This window comes from Nocardioides sp. cx-173 (assembly GCF_021117365.1).
Classification (GTDB): domain Bacteria; phylum Actinomycetota; class Actinomycetes; order Propionibacteriales; family Nocardioidaceae; genus Nocardioides.
In genome coordinates, this window is sequence record NZ_CP088262.1 from 3878637 (window position 1) to 3897669 (window position 19033).

The window sequence follows — 19033 nt, forward strand, 5'->3', positions numbered from 1 at the left end:
ACTCTCCTTCGAAAGTCGTTCAGGTGGCGAGGATCTGCTCGGCGCCGGGACCGGCGAAGAGCTCCTCCACGGTGAAGCGGGTGCCGATGAGGCCGTCGGCGACGCAGTAGTCGACGACCTGCTCGAGCATGGGTCGGTTGGCGGCGACACCGGACGCCCAGAGGTCGGGCCCGAGGTCGCGCTCGGTGGCGAGCAGCTCCTCCAGCTGCCAGGGCAGCACCGTGTCCAGCGCCGTCGAGTCGAAGAGGTCCGTCCGGGCGAGCGCCTGGGCGCGCACGAACGCGTCGTAGAGCGCCATCGGCAGCGTGGGGTGCGCCTCGGCGAGTGGCCGCTTCACAGCGAGCACGTGCATGGCCGGGAAGATGCCCGTCGTGCGGAAGTAGTCCTGCTCGGCCGGGCGCGGGTCGTCGAAGAGTCGCCGCACGCCCCCGCCGGGCCACGTCGACGGGGCGCGGGCCGTCATCAGGGCGTCGATCTCGCCCGCGGCCAGCAGCTCGGCCAGGCTGGCATCCGAGCGGGACTCGAAGGAGAACCCGTCGGGATAGACCTGGGGGTGCTCGTCGCCGCTCCGTGCCTCCTCGAGACCGCCGATGACGTACGTCGGCGCGAACCTGTCCAGGCCGTAGTGGTCGTGCAGGATGCCGCGCAGCCAGACACCGGCTGCCATGTCGAAGACGGAGATCCCGATGCGCCGGCCGGCGAGGTCGGCCGGGGTCCGCACGTCGGCGTGCTCGCTGACGAAGATGCACGAGAGGCGGAAGTGCCGCGACGGGAACACCGGCACGGCCAGGTACGGGCGGGCCGGATCCTGCAGGGTTCGCAGGTACGTCGCGATCGGGAACTCGCACGCGTCGTAGGTGTGCTCCACCGTCTGCTGGTTGAAGAGGGCCTGCACGCCGGTCAGCGTGACGTCGGCGTCGAAGCCGTCGACGACGACCCGTCCGTCGGCCAGCGGCCGCGTGCGTGCGGACTCCGACAACCCGAGCTTCAGCTTCATGCTTCTCCTGTTCCTGGCCCGGGCACGACCGCCCGGGCGCTGATGACGTTCTCGACGCGTGCTCGCAGAGCCGCGTTGAAGCGGCCGTCGAGCTCCCACTCGATGGCGATGACCTGGCCGGCCTTCGCCTCCGCGATCGGCCCGAGGGTGGCGGCGTTGTTGACGACCAGCACCGGCTCGCCCTCGAACCACGCGCCGTCGTCCGGCGCGTCGGGGCCGAGCTCGACGCCCTGGATGTGCCCGGGGTAGTACTGCCCGACGAGCGCGGTCATCCACTGCACGCCGCGCGCGCTCGGAGCCACGACGACGAGGCTCTCCTGGTCGCGCACGCCGATGATGCGCCGCAGGGCAGCCGGCGACGCGACGAGGTTGAGCTCGACGACCTGGTCGAGGTCCTTGACCAGGTCGGCGATGTCGTTGAGGTGGAAGATCGGCACGGCGACGGCGTCGAACTCCTCGTCGAGCACCCGGCCGGCCGCCTCCGCCAGCAGCACCGGTTGCACCTCCACGCCGCTGGCGCGCTGCACCAGCCTCTGCACGTGGCGCAGGTCGCGCTCGTTGCACTCGACGACGGCGATCCGCCGCACCGAGTCCACGCGGTCCAGGGCGACCTCGACCATGCCGGTCAGCTCGAGGGCGGTGAACCCGAGCCGGCGGGCGCGCAGGAGCACCTCGTCGAGCTCGGTGGCGACCACCTCGCGGGCATCGACGGTGACGCCGTCCTGCTGATCCACGAAGGTGCCGCGCCGCGGCACCGTGCGGACCCGGCCGCCGGTGGCGAGCCGGCCGATGGCCCGGTCCACCGTGGAGGAGTTCGAGCCGAGCTCGGTGGCCAGCGCCCGGCACGACGGCAGGCGGGACCCCGTCGGGTAGTACCCGCTGAGGATCCTGTCCAGGATGCGGCGGTAGACCTCGTCCACGCCGGGCGCGACCTCCACGTCAGCTCCCGGCCGACCCGGAGCCTGCGAGCACCGAGAGGTGGGCGAGACCGGCGCGACGCACCAGGTCGGCGGCGACAGGCCGCGACCGCGCCGCGACCTCGGCCGGGTCCACGGCGGTGACCTCGAAGTCGAGCAGGCTCGCTCGCCCGCCGACCCAGACCTCCTTGACCTCCCGGCTGCCGGCGACGAACACCACGGCCTGATAGGGGTCATGGACGTTGGCGAGGGTCGGGCCGGTGCCGTCGAGGACGACGATGTCGGCCTGCTTGCCGGCCTCGAGCGTGCCGATCGTCGCCTCCATCCGCAGGGCACGGGCGCCGCCGATGGTCGCCATCTCCCAGGCCTCGCGCGCGCTCATCGCCGTCGCCTGCTGGTGGTGCACCCGGGCCAGGAGTGCGGCCGACTTCATCGCCTGGAGGAAGTCCTGGGAGTCGTTGGAGGCCGCCCCGTCGACACCGATGCCGACGTCGATGCCGAGCTGGCGCATCTCGGTGACGGGCGCGACGCCGCTGGCGAGGATCATGTTGGCGACGGGGTTGTGGGCGACGCCCACCCGGTGCTCGGCCATCAGCGCGCGGTCGGCCCGGTCGACCCAGACACAGTGCGCGGCGAGCGTCGGCGCCGCGAAGAGGCCCTCGTGGGCGCAGTGCCCGACCACCGTCCGGCCGGTGCGCTCGAAGGTCGCCGTGACCTCCTCGCGGATCTCCTGCATGTGGATGTGCACGCCGTGACCGCCGCCGACGGCGTACTCGACCGATGCCGCGAACATCTCGTCGCTCTGGCCACCGAGCGCCCCGATGCCCACCCGGAAGGTCTGCAGGCTGCTGCTCGCGACGGCCTCGCGGAGCGCGTCGTGCTCCTCGACCTGCCGGCCGATCGAGCGTCCGCCTCGGTCACCGGCGCCGAAGGAGAGCACGCCGCGCAGGCCGAGCTCCTCGAGAGCGTCGACGACGCCGGGTGTCACCGGCGCCGCGTCGTCGGCCGGATGGCAGACGAACATGTCGTTGGCGGTAGTGACACCGCTGCGCAGCATCTGAATGCCGGAGAGCAGGGTGCCGAGGTACGCCGAGCCGCGGTCCAGGTGCGGGCTGACGGGGTTGATCAGCGCGCAGATCCACTCCCACAGGGTGTAGTCGCTGGCGATGCCGGTGATCAGGCCCTCGGAGAAGTGCCCGTGGGTGTTGACGAAGCCCGGGGACACGATGTCGTACGCCGACCCGTGCACCTCGGCGTCGGGATAGCGCGCGACGAGGTCGGTGTACGGGCCGACCTCGACGATCCGGGCGCCCTCGACGACGACCGCGCCGTCGGCGATCGCCTCGGGGGCGAGCACCCAGCCGCCACGGATCAGGACGGTCATGCACCACGCCCGGTCGCATAGTCGTAGGCATCGGCCTGCGGGGCGACGAGGTCGCCGTACATCTCGGGGCGCCGGGCGCGCAGCAGACCGGGGACGGAGTCGAACCGCTTCGGCTCGGCCATCGAGTCGTCGTGGTCGCGCAGCCAGCGGACCCGGTCCAGGTCGAGGGTGGCGAGCACGAGCTCGCGCCGGCCCGCAAAGGCGAGGGGGTGCTCGGGGCCCGTGATCATCGCGGCACCCTGCTCCTCGCCGAAGAGGTTGTTGGTGAGGCCGACGTAGCAGAGGTTCTCGATCGCCCTCGCCTGGTTGATGATCTGCCAGTTGCGGGTCAGGCTCGTGAAGCCGCCTCCGGCCGGCGACAGGATCACCTCGGCACCGCGCAGCGCCACGATGCGGGCGACCTCGGGGGTCCACATCTCCGAGCAGACGACGAGGCCGAAGGGCACGCCATCGATCTCGACGTTGCCGAAGGCCTCGCCCGCCGAGGTCAGGGCACCCCCGGTCTCCTCCGCGGGGATCGTCGCGGGATGGGTCCGCTCGTAGCGCAGCAGCGTCGAGCCGTCACGGCCGACGACGTACACGACGAGGCGGTTGAGCCCGTCCTCGCAGACCTCGTTGCGCGACCAGACGACGTTGATGTCGCCGGCCTTCGCGGCGGCGGCGAGCGCCGGGCCGGCGTCGTAGGAAGGGAGGTCGAGGTCGATCGGGCCGGGGCTGAACTCCGGGAAGCAGACCAGGTCCGCCCCGGCTGCCGAAGCCTCGGCCACGAGGCCGACGGCGTGGTCGACGTTCGGGCTCCCGTCCTCGCCGTGGATGCGACGCGGCTGGGCCATGGCCAGGGTGTAGGAGGAGCGACTCATGGGGCGAGCGTAGGGACCTCCGGACGCCCAGAACCCCCGTGTAATCGGGTGTTTACGGCTCTGCCCCGTTCTTCTCATCCGTGTTACATGCACGGGGACAAGGGGACAGGAAGCGCCTGTGTGACCTCTCCCGCATCACCCGCGCGACCACCCTTGCGGGGTCTACGGTGTGGCCCGTGCTCCGCTGGCTGCTGCTGCTGGCGATGGTGTCCGTCGCCTCCGCGATCCTCTCCGTCGCCCACCTCCCGACCCCGCTCCTCTTCGGTGGACTTCTGGGCGGGCTCATCTACGCCGTGTCACGTCCCCGCCGACCGCTCCAGCTGCCGGGACGGTGGTTCACCGTCGGCCAGGCGGTCGTCGGTGTGCTCGTGGGGGCGTCGGTCGACTGGGGCAGCCTGAGCTCGCTCGGCGCGAGCTGGGCGATCGTCCTGGTGGTCTCGTGCTTCTCGCTGATCGTCTCGGTGCTCGCTGGGCAGCTGCTGGTGCGCCGCGGCGTCTCGCGCGTCACCGCGACCTTCTCCTCCATCGCCGGGGGCGCCGCCGGACTCACCGCCGTCGCCGACGAGCTCGGCGCCGACTCGCGCGTGGTGGCGTCTCTGCAGTACCTGCGCCTGCTCGTCGTGCTCGTCACGATGCCGCTGGTGGCCACCACCGTCTTCGGCGCGAGCAGCGATGCGAACCCGCTCGAGGTGGAGACCCATGCACTGCTCACCGACCTGGCCTTCGCCCTGGTGGCGATCGTCGCCGGCCTGGTCGGCGGGCGCCTGCTGCGCTTCCCCACCCCCGCGATCATCGGCCCGCTCGTGGCGGCCGCGCTGCTCACGCTCGTGCCGGTCTTCGACGATGCCCGGGTGCCCTGGCTCGTCGCCTCCGTCGGCTACGCCCTCATCGGCATCCAGGTCGGCCTGAAGTTCACCGTCGAGAGCCTGCGCCGGATCGGAGGCATGCTGCCGACCGCGCTGTTGACCATCGTCACCACGCAGGTGGCCTGTGCCGCCCTGGGCTGGGTGCTCGTCTGGACGACCGACGTCTCCCCCCTCGACGCCTACCTAGCGACGAACCCGGGCGGCATCTACGCCGTCCTGGGCATGTCCGCCGCGACCGGCGGCGACGTCACCTTCGTGGCGGCGGCCCAGATCGTCCGGCTGATCATCGTGCTCGGCAGCGCGCCGTTCGTCGCGGCGTTCCTCCGGCGGGGAGAGAGCGGCTGAGTCACTCCCCCAGCAGGCGCGCGACGGACTCGGGCGTGGCCAGGGAGCCCCGCGCGCCCAGGGCGGTGACCGCGACGGCCCCCGCGGCGACCGCCCTCGCGACCGCATCGGGGAGCGACCGACCCTGCACCAACAGGGCCGCCAGCGCGCCGCAGAAGGCATCGCCCGCCCCGGTGGTGTCGACGACCTCCACCGTCGGGGCCGGCACGCGCCGGATCGCGGGACCGTCGGCGACCAGCGCACCGCCGGCTCCGACCGTCACGATCGTCGCCACGGTCGAGGCGCCGAGGACGCCGGCCGCGGCCTCGACATCGGCCAGGCCGGTCAGCTGCTCGGCCTCGACCTCGTTGACGACGAGGATCGGGGGCCGGTCCCTCCAGGCCGGCAGCCGGCCGGCGGGCGCCGCGTTGTGGACCCAGGTGGCGCCGTCGCCGATCCCGGCGGGCACTGCCTCGAGCGCCGCGCGCGGGATCTCGGCGCAGGTGAGCACGACGTCCCCCGCTGCCGGAGCCAGGCGCGAGAGCGCCGCGGCCACGTCGTCATGGGTGAGGCCGCCGGTGGCGCCGCTGGCGACGACGATGCTGTTCTCGCCATCGGCGGAGACCCAGATGAAGGCCTGCTGCGTCGGCGACGCCGCGTCGGCGATCGCCTCGCTCGTGTCGACTCCGGCGGCCCGGAGGTCGTCGAGCACGGCGGCGCCGTCGGCGTCCTCACCGAGCTTGACGACCATGGCGGTCCGCGCGCCCATCGCGGTCGCGTTGACCGCCTGGTTGCTGCCCTTGCCCCCGAAGCCGACGAGGAGCCGGGGGGTCAGCACCGTCTCCCCCGGCGCCGGTAGCTGCGCCAGCAGCGCGGTGCGGTCGACGCCGGCCGACCCCACCACGATCACGCGGCCCCCGGGCTCAGGCATCGGGGCCCGGGACGCCGAGGACGTTCGCGGCGGCGAGCCCGACGGCCTCCTCCTGGTGCGGCCGCAGCTGCTGGCCGTACCCCTCGATGGCGGCCAGGTAGGGGTCCTCCACCGGCGTGCGCGCCCCGCTGAGCTCCTCGAGGACCGCCAGCCCACAGAACGGCACGACCCACGGGTTGTAGCCACCCTCGTGTGCCAGCACGAGCCGGCCCCCGCAGAGCTCCTCAGCGGCCTCGCGCACGTGGCGGGTGAGCATCCGGAAGCCCTCCGAGCTCAACATCTGGCGCGCCATCGGGTCGCCGCCGTTGCCGTCGAGGCCACTGGCGACGAGCACGAGGTCGGGCTGGAACCGGGCGAGGGCGGGACGCACGACGTTCATCATGGCGTGCTCGTAGGCACCACCACCGGAACCCGGCGGAAGCGGCACGTTGAGGTTGGTGCCCGCGCCCGGGCCCTCGCCGACGTACGACACGGGGCCCGAGCCGGGCGGGTAGGCGCCGTCCTGGTGCAGCGAGATCGTGAGCACGCTCGGGTCCGCGGCGAAGATGGACTCGGTGCCGTTGCCGTGGTGGACGTCCCAGTCGACGATCGCGACCCGCCCGAGTCCGCGGGACCTGGCGTGCGCGGCGGCGATGGCGAGGTTGTTGAAGAGGCAGAAGCCCCAGCCGGTCTCGCGCGAGGCGTGGTGGCCAGGCGGTCGCACCAGGGCGTAGGCGTTGTCCACGACGCCGTCGAGCACAGCGTCGACGCCCGCGATGACACCGCCGGCGGCGAGCAGGGCGATGCGGTAGGACTCCGCTCCGAACGGGCTCGACCCGTCGCCTGCGTCGCCGCGTCCGCCGGCCGCCTCGACCTCGATCCGGCGACGCAGCGCGGGGGCGTGCACCGCCTCCACCTGCGCCTCCGTGGCCGGCACGGGCCGCACGGGCACGAGCTCGTCGAGCAGCCCCGAGACCGCGACCAGATTGGCGAGACGACGCTTGGCCGGCGGTGACTCGACGTGCTCCATCGGCTCGATCCACTGGCTCAGGCTCGTGGGCAGAGGGCCGGCGCCGGTGCCGGTGTCGTGCCAGAGGTAGCGCTCGTCGAAGACCCAGCCGGTACGCCGCCGCGCCTTCACGTCGTCACCACCAGGCAGCCCCCGGGGACCGTCCGGATCCGGGTGTCGGGGCACGACGAGACGGCCACCGAGACGGGTCGCAGGGCCAGCACCGAGAAGGAGTCTCCAGGGCGCTCGTTCTTCGGCCCGAACGGGTCGTAGTAGTCCGCGGTCGCCGTGGTGTTCTCCCAGAACGACGCCATCCCGGTCACCTCACGCACCGGGATGCCGAGGGCGGCCGCAACCAGCTCACGACAGCCGGCCCGCCCGTCGGCGTACGTCGCGCGACGGCACCCGGGCAGCATGATGTCGATCTCGCCCAGGGACGTGTTCTCCTCCAGCAGCAGCACCGCGGTGCCCTCGGTGTCGTGGAGCGTCTCGCCCGGCCGGACGTGGAACGGCAGCTTCGGTGGGGCGCCGTAGCGCTCGTAGCCGATCACGTTGCGGGTGATCCCCCGGTCGAACCAAGGAAAGGTCAGGTCACCGCCCGAGCGGGCGTCCGGCGTCGTGACGGTGAGCCGGTCCCCCACCGCCAGGTCGAACCGGGTCGCGTGGCCGCGGGGCACCTCGACGGTCCGGCCCGTCACGAGGTGCCCACCCGGACGAGGTCGGCCAGCACCGAGCGCAGGCGCCGGATGAACTCCGCGCCGTCGCCCGCCGTGGCAACGTAGGCGTTGACGGGCTTGTCGAAGTGGCCCCGCCAGTCGGCGATGGTCTCGCCGGTGGTCCACTGCCCGCCCAGCTCCACGTCGACCACCGTCGACAGGGACGCGATCAGGCTCGGGTCGACCGCGGCGCCGACGACGAAGGGGTCGTGCACGTGCGCACCGTAGAAGCCGTCGTGCAGCTCGTGGAACTCGAAGTAGAAGCGCAGCGAGTCCCGCACGAAGTCGAGCACGGGCGAGCCGAGAGCCGTGGTCATCACCTCGACATCCGTCCCTCCCGCCGCTGGGAGTCCGGTGGCGTGGGCGACCGCCAGCAGGTCCTCGGCACGGATCACGGAGGTCTCGGTGACGTCGAGGCCCATCATCGTGATCGGGACCGCACCGCGCTTGCCCGCCGCGCTCCACTGGTGCAGCACCGTGCGCGCCGCCTCGGGGTCGACGTGGATGTTCCACTCCACCCGCGGGTGCACGTTGCCGGCCTGGCTGAACGTCCCGCCCATCACGAAGACGTCACGCAGCAGCAGCGGCAGGTCGGGCTCGGCCAAGACGGCCGCGGCCAGATTGGTGAGGGGTCCGGCCGTGACCAGCGTGATCTCTCCCGGCGTACGACGGGCCTCGTCGACCAACACCTCGATCGCCGTCCGGTCCGAGACGGAGCCACTCGGCTCGAGCACGGCGTACCCGGTGCCGGTGGGCCCGTGCGTCTCCGGGGTGATCTCCAGGCGCCGCGCGATGGGGCCGGCCGCGCCCCTGGCCACCTCGACGTGGGTGGCCCCGGCGAGCTCCAGGACGCCGAGCGTGTTGTGGACGACCTGGTCGACGCCGACGTTGCCGGCACAGGTCGTGACGGCGACCAGGTCGACGTCGGGGTGGCCCGCGGCGTAGAGCAGCGCCAGCGAGTCGTCGATGCCGGTGTCGACGTCGAGGATGAGGCGCTGTCGGCCCCCCGGACGGAAGACCGGCGGGGGTTCGGCCTGGCGGGGTCGTCGCACGGGTCGTCCTCTCAGTACCGGGTCGTGACGGTCAGGTGGTGCGGGCGGATCAGGTCGTGGAAGGCCGACCAGAAGCGGTAGTCGACCTGGGCGTTGACGACCGGCTCGGCGCGCCGCTCGTTGAGGGCGTCGGTGATGCGCGCGCACGCCACGATCGTCTGGACCCGGATCTCGTTCTCCCAGTCCGACCCGGAGGGCACGATCTGACCGCCGTCGACCGCCGCTGCGAGCGCGGGCGAGTAGCGCAGCACCCGCAACGCCCGCAGCGCGGCCGGCACGATGTAGTCGGCGAAGACCGCCAGCGAGTCGAGGTCCTCCAACAGCACCAGCCCCAGCCGGTGCAGGGTCCAGACGCCCAGCTGGGCCAGCTTGTCGATGCGCACCGGCACGCCGTGCACGATCGAGCTGTCGTCGAACTGGGCGAACTCCGAGGTCAGCCGCTCGAGCAGGCCCGCGCCGTCGGCGTACGCCCGCGGGGGGCAGTCGGCGACGAAGGTGGCGAACCGCCCGTCGTACCGCTCGACCAGCACGGCTCCGATCTCGTTGAGCACCCGCACGCGCTCGGCGAGCAGCGGGATGGGTCGTGGCCCGTGCAGCACCTCGGCGAGCTGTTCCTCGGTCACCGACGCGAGCCAGGCGCCCTCGAGCACCGGCACGCCGGCCGCGAGCGCCTGCTCGAAGCGCAGGAACATGCCGTCGGCGTCGACGAGCTCGCGCCCCTCGTGCTCCACCGACCAGGGCACCCCGGTCTCGAAGTCGGTGTAGGCGAAGTTGATCGCGGTCGTCACGAGCGCGAAGTCGATCTGGTCGTCCGGATCGGTGAGGAAGGGCCGCTCCGGGTCGGGCTGGGCACCCCCGATGGGCGCGAACACCTCGAAGCACATCCAGTCGGCGACCGCCGAGACCTGCTCGTCGTCGATCGTCACGTCGCGGCAAAGCGGGCTCGCCGTCGCGCAGCTCGCGAGCACGCTGGCCTTCCAGGCGTTGCTGGTCATCTCGTCTCCTTGTGGGGTTTCATGCTTCGGATCGTCAGGGGGGAAGGGGTCATTCGTCGGAGCGCCGGTAGGCGATGCCGACCGCGGCGGGCGGTCTCAGGGCCTGACGCGCGACGACGAGCACGAGCAGGGTCGTCAGGTACGGCGCGACCACGACGAGCTCCCGCGGAACCGGCGGCCCCCACACGAACCAGATCAGCACGGCCAGTCCGACCACCAGGTTGCCCCAGGCCTCGGAGCCACGCCCCTGGCGCAGCAGCGACAGCGCACGCAGGGCGAGGGCGACACCACCGATGAGGAGCAGCGCCGAGACCGACGCGGCCTGCCTGGTGCTGAGCGCGTCGGTGAAGCCGAAGAGCAGACTGCCACCGAGGACTCCGCCCGGCGTCCAGTTGCCGAAGAGCACCGTCGCCAGGCCGATGAACCCCCGGCCCGCCACCTGGCCCTCGCGATACACCGACGAGGCGGCGACCACGAGGTAGGCGCCGCCGAGGCCGGCCAGGGCTCCGGAGATGGCCTGGGACTGGTAGCGGATGCGGTACGGCGAGACACCGAGGGAGTCGGCCGCCGACGGGTTCTCTCCGCACGCCCGCACGTGCAGGCCGAAGCGGCTGTGGGCGAGGGTCCACCACGTCACGGGGACGAGGAGCAGGCCGATGATGGTCGCGACCGAGACGTCGGTGACCAGGCCGGTCAGGATCCGCGCCCACGCCGAGAGGAACGGCAAGCCCGCGTCCGCGACCGGGTCGAGCAGCCACGAGGCGCCCGGGAGCGTGACGGTGGGCACCGGCTCGAGCGTCGGGCTCTGGCTGATGCTGCCGCCGTCCTGCTGGGCGAAGGTGATCGACGACAGGAAGCGCACGACGCCGAGGGCGGCCATGTTGATGACGATGCCGGCGATCGCCTGATCGACGCCCCAGGCGAGCGTGATGACCGCGTGCAGGAGCCCGGTCAGCACCCCGCCGACCACCCCACCGACCAGCGCGGCCCAGGGGCCGTACTGGAGTCCGACGAAGGCACCGGTCCAGCCGCCGATGATCATCATCCCGTCCAGCCCGAGGTTGAGCGTTCCGGAGCGCTCCGCCCACAGGCCGCCGAGGCCGGCGAGCAGGATCGGCACGGAGAAGCGCAGCGTGGCGCCGGCCAGCCCGGCCGAGGTGAGGTCGGGGGCGTCCGCGAGGTACGCCGCGACCGGCAGCGCCAGCGCGACGACGACGAGCACCCACCACCAGGAGAACCGGGTCACGAGACTGCCTCAGCCGCGGCAGGGCGCGCGTACGAGGCGGCGCGGCGACGGGCAGCGCGGGTGGAGATCCCGTGGACCAGCTGGTAGGACGTGACGACCGCGAGCACGACCGTGGCCTGCACGACCGAGACGACCTCCTTGGGCACGCCGATGAGGTCGAGCGGCAGCGCGCAGCGCTCGAGGAAGGTCCACAGCAGCGCCGCAAGCGCCACTCCGACCGGGTGGTTCCGCCCGACGATCGCGATCGAGAGCCCCACCCAGGCGAGTCCGGCGGGGAAGCCGATGCCGTAGCGGTGGGTCGCGGAGCCGAGCAGCTCGGGCAGACCGACGAGCCCCGCGATGAGGCCGGAGACGACCATCGTCAGCACGATCATCCGACGCGGGTCGGTGCCACCGAGCAGCGCGGCTCGTGGAGCCTGCCCGGCGGCGGTCTGCTCGAAGCCGAAGCGGGTCCGCTCGGTCAGGACCCAGAACCCCACCCCGAGGAGCACGGCGAGCACCGTGAACCCGTAGATCTCGCCGAGGCCGGGCACCGGGATCGAGGGCATCCAGCCCGACTCAGACATCAGCGGCGTCTGGGTGTTGTTGCTGCCCTCGTCACGCGTTCCGAGCCGCTCGGGCGCGACGAGAAACGCGACGATTCCCGTCGCGACGGCGTTCAGCATGATCGTGCTGATCACCTCGCTCACGCCCCGGCTTGCCTTCAGGTACGCCGCGACCGCGGCGTACGCGCCCGCGACGAGGCACGAGACGGTGATCAGCAGCGGGATCTGGAGCACCATCGGCAGGCTCACCGCCGCCCCCACAACGGCGGCGGCGAACACACCGAGCCGGTACTGTCCGTCGATGCCGATGTTGAAGAGGTACATCCGAAAGCCGATGGCCGCCGCCAGTCCGGCCAGGTAGTACGTCGTCGCCTTGTTGACCATCGCCACCCAGCCCTCGGGCGTCAGTGCGAACCGTCCGACGACGTCGAGGATCACTCCCGGTGAGATCGCGTACGCCGCGAGGATGCCCGTCAGCACGGCGGCCGCGAAGGCCAGGGCGATGCCGACCGCGAGCAGGTGCAGGCCCAGCGAGGCCAGGCGCGGCGGCGAGACGACGCGCCTCACCAGCCCCTCGAGCCGCCCGCTCACGCCACCGCCTGGGTCATCGAGCGGCCGATCTGGGCCACCGTCGCGGACTCGGCGTCATGCACGGCGACCACGCGGCCGCGCACCATCACGACGATCCGGTCCGAGAGCGTCAACAGCTCCTCGAGATCGGCGCTGATGAGGAGCACGCCGGTGCCGCGCTCGGCCGCCTCGATGAGCCGGGCCCAGATCGCCCGCTGCGCACCCACGTCGACCCCGCGCGTCGGCTGGGCCGCGACGAGCAGATCCGGCCGGGCATCGAGCTCGCGGCCGACGATGAACTTCTGCTGGTTGCCGCCCGAGAGCGCGGACGCCGGGAGGTCGACGGACGGCACCCGCACGTCGGAGCTGGCGACCACGGCCTCCGCGGCACGTCGTACGGCGCCGATGCGCAGCCACGGGCCGCGCGCCAGGCGCCGGTCGTGGAGGTGGCCGAGCAGCTGCGAGCGCCACAGCGGCTGGTCGAGCAGCACCCCCTCGCGCTGCCGGTCTTGTGGGATGCAGCCCAGGCCGCCCACCCGGCGCTGGGCGGTCGACTCATCGGCGAGGTCGCGGCCGTCGAGCACCACCGTCCCGGCGGTCAGCGGCAGCACGCCGAGGAGCGCGTCGACCAGCTCGTCCTGTCCGTTCCCCTCGACCCCGGCGACGCCGACGATCTCGCCGGCACCGACCTCGAGGTCGAGGTCCAGGCGCCCCCCGCCCTGCGCGGTGGCGGTGACGCCCGCCATGCGCAGCAGCACCGCTCGCTCCCGGCCCCGGTCTCGCAGCGGCAGCGCGGCCGGCTCCGCACCGACCATGAGCACGGCGAGCTCGTGCACGTCGGTCTCGCCGCGCAGGACGTCGGCGACGACCTTGCCGCGCCTCATCACGGTGATCGCGTCGCTGATCTCGACGACCTCGTCGAGGTGGTGGGAGATGAAGACCACGGTGAGGCCGTCCTCGCAGAGCCCGCGGATCCGGCTCAGCAGGTCGGCCGACTCCTGCACGGTGAGCAGCGCGGTGGGCTCGTCCAGGATCAGGATCCGGGCCCCCCGGAAGAGCACCTTGATGAGCTCGACACGCTGGCGCCGGCCGACGCCGAGGTCTCGCACCATCGCATACGGGTCGACCGCCAGGCCGTAGCGCTCCGAGATCTCGACGATCCGTCGCGCGGCCGCGTCGCGGTCGATGCGCCCGAAGCGCGAGCGGCGTACCGGCTCCTGGCCGAGGATCACGTTGTCGAGCACCGAGAGGTTCTCGGCCAGCTTGAAGTGCTGGAAGACCATGCCGATGCCGGCCGCGATGGCGTCCGCCGGCGAGGAGAAGCTCACCGGCTCGCCGCCGATCCGCAGCGTCCCGCGGTCGGGACGGGCCGCGCCGTACATGATCTTCATGAGCGTCGACTTGCCGGCGCCGTTCTCGCCGACGACGGCGTGGACCGTGCCGGGGACAACCCGCAGGCGGACGTCGTCGTTCGCGCGGACGCCGGGGTAGGTCTTGGTGATCCCGTCGAGCTCCACGGCGTAGGCCGTGGAGCCCGACGGGGTGCTCACCGGTAGCGAGTCACTCAACGGTCGTCGGGACCGTGATGTCGCCGGACCTGATCTGGGCGGCGAGCTCGTCGACCGCGGCGATGGTCTCCTCGGAGAGCAGGTCGCCCGAGGTCGAGTACCCCACCCCCTCCGTCGAGAGGTCGAAGCGACGCTCCCCCGCCTCCACCGACCCGTCGGCGACGGACTCGATGAAGGTCTGGACACCGACGTCGACGCGCTTGAGCATCGAGCTGACGATGACCTCGTTCAGCGGCGCCTCGGTGGTGTCGTACTGGTCGCTGTCGACGCCGATCACCTTGGCCCCGGCGCCGTTCGCGGCGTCGAAGACGCCCGCGTTCGAGCCACCGGCGGCCGCGAAGACGATGTCGACGCCCGAGTCGTACTGTCCGTTGGCCGACTCCTTGCCCCGCGTCGGGTCGTTGAAGCCCGCGAAGTCCGGCGGCTGAGTCAGGTACGACGTGCTGACGTCGACCTCCGGGTTCGCCGCCTCGGCGCCGGCGAGGAAGCCGGCCTCGAACTCGTTGATCAGCGGCGTGTCGACGCCGCCGATGAAGCCGACCTTGCCGCTCTCCGACTCCAGGGCGGCGACGGCGCCGACGAGGAAGGAGCCCTCGTTGGCAGCGAAGGTCAGAGCCGCGACGTTCGGCTGCTCGACGGTCGCGTCGTCGACGATCGCGAACCAGGTGTCGGGATACTTGGGCGCGACCTCGTTGAGCGCGGTGGCGTAGAGGTAGCCGACGGTCACCACCGGGTCGGCGCCGCTCTGCGCGAGCAGCTCCAGCCGCGCCGCGCGGTCCTCGTCGGTGTCGGTCTCCTTGGCGGTCGACTCGGTGACCTCGGCGCCCTGCGCGTCGGCCGCGGCCTTCGCGCCGGCGTACGCAAGGTCGTTGAAGCCCCCGTCCCCGCGACCGCCGAGGTCGTAGGCCACCGCCACGGTGCCGCCCGCTCCGGAGCCCCCGCCGTTGGTGTCGTCGCTCGCCGAGTCCTCGTCGCCGCCGCTGCTACAGGCGCCTAGCGCCAAGGACGCCGCAGCGACCAGCACCGCCGCCCGAATCAATGCCTTCATGCTGCTGCTCCTGAGGAGTCGAGGCAGCCGCACGTTCCCGGATCGTGAGCCGCTGCTGGGTGGACAGCGGCCAGTCTTGGGGGCGGCGAGAGGGCGGACAACCCAAGTCTGCAAGAGGAAACCGAGGTTTAACGGGCCGGAGACAACACCCGGCACACAGGGACAGCGCGGCCCGGCTCAACCGAGTCGACGGACAGGCTCCCCCGCGCGCCAGGCGGCGATGTCCTCGACGCCCTGGGAGAAGAACGTGCGGTAGTTGTCCTCGGTGACGTAGCCGAGGTGCGGGGTGGCGAGCACCTGCGGGAGCGAGCGCAGCGGGTGGCCCGAGGGCAGCGGCTCCTCGTCGAAGACGTCGAGCCCGGCGCCGGCGAGCCGGCCCGCCCGCAGCGCCTCCAGGAGCGCGCCGGTGTCGACCAGGCCGGCCCGGGAGGTGTTGACGAGCAGGGCGTGCGGCCTCAGCGCCCCGAGCTCGGCGGCGCCGACCAGCCCGCGCGTGGACTCCGAGAGCACCAGGTGCAGGGTGACCACGTCGGCGGCGGCCATCAGCGCGGACAGGCTCTCGGCGCGGCTCGCGCCCGCCTCGGCGGCGCGCTCGTCGGTGAGGTGCGGGCTCCAGGCGACGACGTCCATGCCGAATGCCCGGCCCACCTGCGCCACCCGGCGGCCGATCTTGCCCAGCCCCACGACCCCGAGCGTCGCGCCCGCCAGGTCACGACCGACGGTGAGCTGCCACGGCCCGCCCGCACGCAACGACGCCGCCTCGCGCTCGAGGTGGCGCGCCAGACCCAGGATGAGCGCCCAGGTGAGCTCGGCCGGCGGCGCCGGGCTGCTCGCCGTACCGCAGACGACGACCCCGCGCTCGACGCACGCCGCCAGGTCGATCGAGGCGTTGCGCATGCCGCTGGTGACCACCAGGCGCAGGTCCGGCAGACGCTCGAGCAGCTCGCGCGTGAGCGGGGTGCGCTCGCGCATCACCATCACGATCTCGGCACCCGACAGCACGTCGAGGAGAGCCTCACCCTCGAGGTGCTCGCTCACCGGGGCGACCTCCACGTCGCCGAGCACCGACCAGTCGGCGTACGACGTGGCGACGCCCTGGTAGTCGTCGAGGATCACGCAGCGCATGGGCCAAGCCTCGCAGCCCGCCGCCGCTCCACGACGAAGGCCCGCCACCCTGACGGGTGACGGGCCTTCGAGGTGCAGCCGGGATCAGGCGTTGCCCTCGTCCTCAGCGGCGACGTTGCGGGTGCGGTTGGGGTCGACCTGGACGCCGGGGCCCATGGTCGTGGAGACCGTGACCTTGCGCAGGTAGCGGCCCTTGGAGCTGGCCGGCTTGAGCCGCAGCACCTCCTCGAGGGCGGCGGCGTAGTTCTCGGCCAGCTGGGCCTCCGAGAAGGACGCCTTGCCGATGATGAAGTGCAGGTTGGCGTGGCGGTCGACGCGGAACTCGATCTTGCCGCCCTTGATGTCCGAGACGGCCTTGGCGACGTCGGGCGTCACGGTGCCGGTCTTGGGGTTGGGCATGAGGCCGCGGGGGCCGAGCACGCGACCGAGGCGGCCGACCTTGCCCATCATGTCCGGGGTCGCGACGACGGCGTCGAAGTCGAGCCATCCGCCGTTGACCTTCTCGATCAGCTCGTCGCCACCGACGACGTCGGCGCCGGCCTCACGGGCCGCGTCGGCCTTGTCGCCGTTGGCGAACACCAGGACGCGGGCGGTCTTGCCGGTGCCGTGCGGGAGGTTGACCGTGCCGCGGACCATCTGGTCGGCCTTGCGGGGGTCCACGCCGAGGCGCATGACGACGTCGACGGTCTCGTCGAACTTCTTCTTGCTGGCGGTCTTGGCGATCTTGATCGCGGTCAGCGGGGCGTAGAGCTCGTCCTTGTCGAACGTGTCTGCCGCCGCGCGGTAGGTCTTGCTGCGCTGCATGTCTGGTTCTCTCGATTCTTTCGGTGCCAGTCGTGGTCAGGTGAGCCAGCGCGGCTCTGCCACAGGTGCGGAAAAGGGCCCGGAGGCTCTTAGTCGGTGGTGACGCCCATGGAGCGAGCGGTGCCCTCGACGATCTTCATCGCGGCGTCCAGGTCGTTGGCGTTGAGGTCGGGCAGCTTGGTCTGCGCGATCTCGCGGATCTGGTCCTTGCTGAGCTTGCCGACCTTCTCCTTGTGCGGGACGCCCGAGCCCTTCTTCAGGCCGGCGGCCTTCTTGATCAGCTCGGCGGCCGGCGGGGTCTTCGTGATGAAGGTGAAGGACCGGTCCTCGTAGATGGTGATCTCCACGGGGATGACGTTGCCGCGCATGGACTCGGTCTGGGCGTTGTACGCCTTGCAGAAGTCCATGATGTTGACGCCGTGCGGACCGAGCGCGGTACCGACCGGCGGGGCCGGGGTCGCGGCACCGGCCTGCAGCTGCACCTTGACCAGCGCAGCGATCTTCTTCTTGGGAGGCATTCGTTGTTCTCTCTCTGTCTTGTGGTCATGACGAGGACGTCCGGCGCCCTCTGCCACTCATCTGTTGCTGTACAACCGCACCATTCTGCGGCCTTGGCGCCTGACGTGCGAAATCCGCGGGGCGGAGCTCAGACGCGCTGGATCTGGCTGAAGCTGAGCTCGACGGGGGTCTCGCGACCGAAGATCTCGACCAGGGCCTTGACGCGCTGGGCCTCGGCGTTGATCTCGGTGATCGTGGCGTGCAGCGTGGCGAACGGCCCGTCGACGACCATGACCGAGTCGGAGATGTCGAAGTCGGCGACCTCGACCTGCTTCTTCGCGGTGGCGGCGCCACCCTTGGCGGGGGTGCCGGCGGCGACGGCCTCGGCCTCGGCCCGGGCGAGGACGCTCGGGGCGAGCATGTTCTCGACCTCGGACATACTCAGCGGCACCGGCTGGTGGCTGTGGCCGACGAAGCCCGTGACGGACGGGGTGTGGCGTACGGCGGACCAGGACTCGTCGGTCAGGTCCATGCGCACGAGCACGTAGCCGGGCAGCGACGGCTTGGTGCGGGTGCGGCGCTGGCCGTTCTTGATCTCGACGACGTCCTCGATCGGGACCACGATCTCGTGGATGTAGTCCTCCATGTTCAAGGAGATGATGCGGTTCTCCAGGTTGGACTTCACCCGGTTCTCCATGCCGGAGTAGGTGTGGACCACGAACCAGTCCCCCGGCTTGGCCCACAGCTCGCGGCGGAAGGCCTCCAGCGGGTCCTCGTCCTCGTCCTCGGCGGCGTCCTCGTCCTCGGCGGTGTCCGCCTCGGCGTCGGCGCTCTCGTCGCTCTCGTCGCCCTCGGCGGCCGGCTCGTCCGTGGCCTCGAGGTCGGCGGCGGCGTCGTCGGAGGCGGCCTCGTCGGGCGCCTCGGGGCTCTCGTCCGCGGCCTCGTCGACGACGGGGGTCGCCTCGGCGTCCGCCGGCGTCTCCTCGGGCTCGACCTGCTCGTACTGCTCCGACACGTGTTGCTCCATCACATTGCTTGTCGTGTTGCTGGGTGTGGTCCAAGTTCCCGGCCCGCCCGGACCGTGGTCACGGGGCGCCGGGAGGGGGTCAGCCGTCGCCGCCGGCGAAGACGGCGAGCGCGAGCTTGCCCAGGCCGAGGTCGAGGGCCGAGATCAGCACCATCATGAAGATCACGAAGACCATGACGACGAGGAAGTACGTGACCAGCTGCTCCTGGGTGGGGTAGACCACCTTGCGGAGCTCGGCCACGACCTGCCGGTAGAACGTCGGGAGGCTGGTGCGTTTGTCGGTCCTGGTGTCGCGGTTGCGGGAACCGCCGCCGACTGCCTTGCTGTCCGACACGCTCTCACCTCTCTCTGTCGTCCTGACGGGTGCTTCTGGTGATCGTTCCTGCTACGCAGGGCACGAGGGACTTGAACCCCCAACCTTCGGTTTTGGAGACCGATGCTCTGCCAGTTGAGCTAGTGCCCTTCGCGGAGGCCCACTCTGCACGCCCTCGAGATCCGGGCGCGCGACAACATGTGGGAATCCACCAAACGTGGAGTCTACGGTGCGGGTGTTGATCGCGTCCAAACGACTC

Annotated in this window: 19 protein-coding genes and 1 tRNA gene; 1 reads left to right on the plus strand and 19 read right to left on the minus strand. The window is 71.8% G+C overall.

Annotated elements, in window-relative coordinates; translation table 11 throughout:
- Positions 1-19: 19 nt before the first annotated feature.
- From LQ940_RS18950 to LQ940_RS18965, 4 genes are read right to left on the minus strand one after another with little or no spacing between them, the layout of a single operon-like run.
- Positions 20-997 (minus strand): hypothetical protein, encoded by a 978-nt coding sequence (locus LQ940_RS18950; protein WP_231241555.1) that lies wholly within the window; start codon positions 995-997, stop codon positions 20-22.
- Positions 994-1935: a GntR family transcriptional regulator gene (locus tag LQ940_RS18955; protein WP_231241556.1), complete on the minus strand. Its 942-nt coding sequence runs from the start codon at positions 1933-1935 to the stop codon at positions 994-996. Before LQ940_RS18955 ends, LQ940_RS18950 begins: the two co-directional genes overlap by 4 nt.
- A gap of 1 nt (position 1936) precedes the next feature.
- Positions 1937-3298, minus strand: coding sequence for an amidohydrolase family protein (locus tag LQ940_RS18960; protein WP_231241557.1), 1362 nt, complete (start codon positions 3296-3298; stop codon positions 1937-1939).
- Entirely contained in the window at positions 3295-4158 is an 864-nt protein-coding gene (locus LQ940_RS18965; protein ID WP_231241558.1) for a carbon-nitrogen hydrolase family protein, read from the minus strand. The genes LQ940_RS18960 and LQ940_RS18965 overlap by 4 nt, the downstream gene beginning before the upstream one ends.
- Before the next feature lie 176 nt (positions 4159-4334).
- Here LQ940_RS18965 and LQ940_RS18970 point away from each other — a divergent pair, with 176 nt between their 5' ends.
- Entirely contained in the window at positions 4335-5369 is a 1035-nt protein-coding gene (locus tag LQ940_RS18970) for an AbrB family transcriptional regulator (protein ID WP_231241559.1), read from the plus strand.
- A 1-nt stretch (position 5370) separates the two neighbouring features.
- Here the strand turns inward: LQ940_RS18970 and LQ940_RS18975 are convergent, their stop codons facing one another.
- From LQ940_RS18975 to LQ940_RS19045, 15 genes are all read right to left on the minus strand, one after another.
- Positions 5371-6279: a PfkB family carbohydrate kinase gene (locus LQ940_RS18975; protein WP_231241560.1), complete on the minus strand. Its 909-nt coding sequence runs from the start codon at positions 6277-6279 to the stop codon at positions 5371-5373.
- A complete protein-coding gene (locus LQ940_RS18980) occupies positions 6272-7399 on the minus strand; it encodes a class II histone deacetylase (protein ID WP_231241561.1) in 1128 nt (375 codons plus the stop codon). Before LQ940_RS18980 ends, LQ940_RS18975 begins: the two co-directional genes overlap by 8 nt.
- Positions 7396-7965: a DUF1989 domain-containing protein gene (locus tag LQ940_RS18985; RefSeq protein ID WP_231241562.1), complete on the minus strand. Its 570-nt coding sequence runs from the start codon at positions 7963-7965 to the stop codon at positions 7396-7398. The genes LQ940_RS18980 and LQ940_RS18985 overlap by 4 nt, the downstream gene beginning before the upstream one ends.
- Positions 7962-9035: a nucleoside hydrolase gene (locus LQ940_RS18990; RefSeq protein WP_231241563.1), complete on the minus strand. Its 1074-nt coding sequence runs from the start codon at positions 9033-9035 to the stop codon at positions 7962-7964. The genes LQ940_RS18985 and LQ940_RS18990 overlap by 4 nt, the downstream gene beginning before the upstream one ends.
- 11 nt (positions 9036-9046) lie before the next feature.
- Positions 9047-10030 (minus strand): queuosine salvage family protein, encoded by a 984-nt coding sequence (locus LQ940_RS18995; protein ID WP_231241564.1) that lies wholly within the window; start codon positions 10028-10030, stop codon positions 9047-9049.
- A 49-nt stretch (positions 10031-10079) separates the two neighbouring features.
- Positions 10080-11276 carry an ABC transporter permease gene (locus tag LQ940_RS19000; RefSeq protein ID WP_231241565.1) on the minus strand — a complete coding sequence of 399 codons (1197 nt, stop codon included), beginning with the start codon at positions 11274-11276 and terminating at the stop codon, positions 10080-10082.
- Complete coding sequence (locus tag LQ940_RS19005) at positions 11273-12412, minus strand: ABC transporter permease (protein ID WP_231241566.1); 1140 nt, start codon at positions 12410-12412, stop codon at positions 11273-11275. Before LQ940_RS19005 ends, LQ940_RS19000 begins: the two co-directional genes overlap by 4 nt.
- Positions 12409-13941, minus strand: a complete 1533-nt coding sequence (locus LQ940_RS19010) for an ABC transporter ATP-binding protein (RefSeq protein ID WP_231241567.1) — start codon at positions 13939-13941, stop codon at positions 12409-12411. The genes LQ940_RS19005 and LQ940_RS19010 overlap by 4 nt, the downstream gene beginning before the upstream one ends.
- Positions 13942-13951: 10 nt before the next feature.
- Positions 13952-15007, minus strand: coding sequence for a BMP family lipoprotein (locus LQ940_RS19015; RefSeq protein WP_231241568.1), 1056 nt, complete (start codon positions 15005-15007; stop codon positions 13952-13954).
- A gap of 177 nt (positions 15008-15184) precedes the next feature.
- Entirely contained in the window at positions 15185-16132 is a 948-nt protein-coding gene (locus LQ940_RS19020; RefSeq protein ID WP_231241569.1) for a D-2-hydroxyacid dehydrogenase family protein, read from the minus strand.
- A gap of 84 nt (positions 16133-16216) precedes the next feature.
- Entirely contained in the window at positions 16217-16936 is a 720-nt protein-coding gene (gene rplA / locus LQ940_RS19025) for a 50S ribosomal protein L1 (RefSeq protein WP_231241570.1), read from the minus strand.
- 89 nt (positions 16937-17025) lie between these two features.
- Positions 17026-17454 (minus strand): 50S ribosomal protein L11, encoded by a 429-nt coding sequence (rplK, locus tag LQ940_RS19030; protein WP_231241571.1) that lies wholly within the window; start codon positions 17452-17454, stop codon positions 17026-17028.
- Positions 17455-17582: 128 nt separating this feature from the next.
- Entirely contained in the window at positions 17583-18461 is an 879-nt protein-coding gene (gene nusG, locus LQ940_RS19035) for a transcription termination/antitermination protein NusG (RefSeq protein ID WP_269214357.1), read from the minus strand.
- 79 nt (positions 18462-18540) lie between these two features.
- Complete coding sequence (gene secE, locus LQ940_RS19040; protein WP_231241573.1) at positions 18541-18795, minus strand: preprotein translocase subunit SecE; 255 nt, start codon at positions 18793-18795, stop codon at positions 18541-18543.
- Between the two features lie 56 nt (positions 18796-18851).
- Positions 18852-18924 (minus strand) — tRNA-Trp (locus LQ940_RS19045).
- Between the last annotated feature and the right edge of the window lie 109 nt (positions 18925-19033).

Bases quoted from the DNA above. Each gene is read 5' to 3' on its own strand.
- LQ940_RS18950 (WP_231241555.1), bottom strand. From the start codon at position 997: ATGAAGCTGAAGCTCGGGTTGTCGGAGTCCGCACGCACGCGGCCGCTG.
- LQ940_RS18960 (WP_231241557.1), bottom strand. From the start codon at position 3,298: ATGACCGTCCTGATCCGTGGCGGCTGGGTGCTCGCCCCCGAGGCGATC.
- LQ940_RS18965 (WP_231241558.1), bottom strand. From the start codon at position 4,158: ATGAGTCGCTCCTCCTACACCCTGGCCATGGCCCAGCCGCGTCGCATC.
- LQ940_RS18975 (WP_231241560.1), bottom strand. From the start codon at position 6,279: ATGCCTGAGCCCGGGGGCCGCGTGATCGTGGTGGGGTCGGCCGGCGTC.
- LQ940_RS18995 (WP_231241564.1), bottom strand. From the start codon at position 10,030: ATGACCAGCAACGCCTGGAAGGCCAGCGTGCTCGCGAGCTGCGCGACG.
- LQ940_RS19015 (WP_231241568.1), bottom strand. From the start codon at position 15,007: ATGAAGGCATTGATTCGGGCGGCGGTGCTGGTCGCTGCGGCGTCCTTG.
- LQ940_RS19020 (WP_231241569.1), bottom strand. From the start codon at position 16,132: ATGCGCTGCGTGATCCTCGACGACTACCAGGGCGTCGCCACGTCGTAC.
- rplA (WP_231241570.1), bottom strand. From the start codon at position 16,936: ATGCAGCGCAGCAAGACCTACCGCGCGGCGGCAGACACGTTCGACAAG.
- rplK (WP_231241571.1), bottom strand. From the start codon at position 17,454: ATGCCTCCCAAGAAGAAGATCGCTGCGCTGGTCAAGGTGCAGCTGCAG.
- nusG (WP_269214357.1), bottom strand. From the start codon at position 18,461: ATGGAGCAACACGTGTCGGAGCAGTACGAGCAGGTCGAGCCCGAGGAG.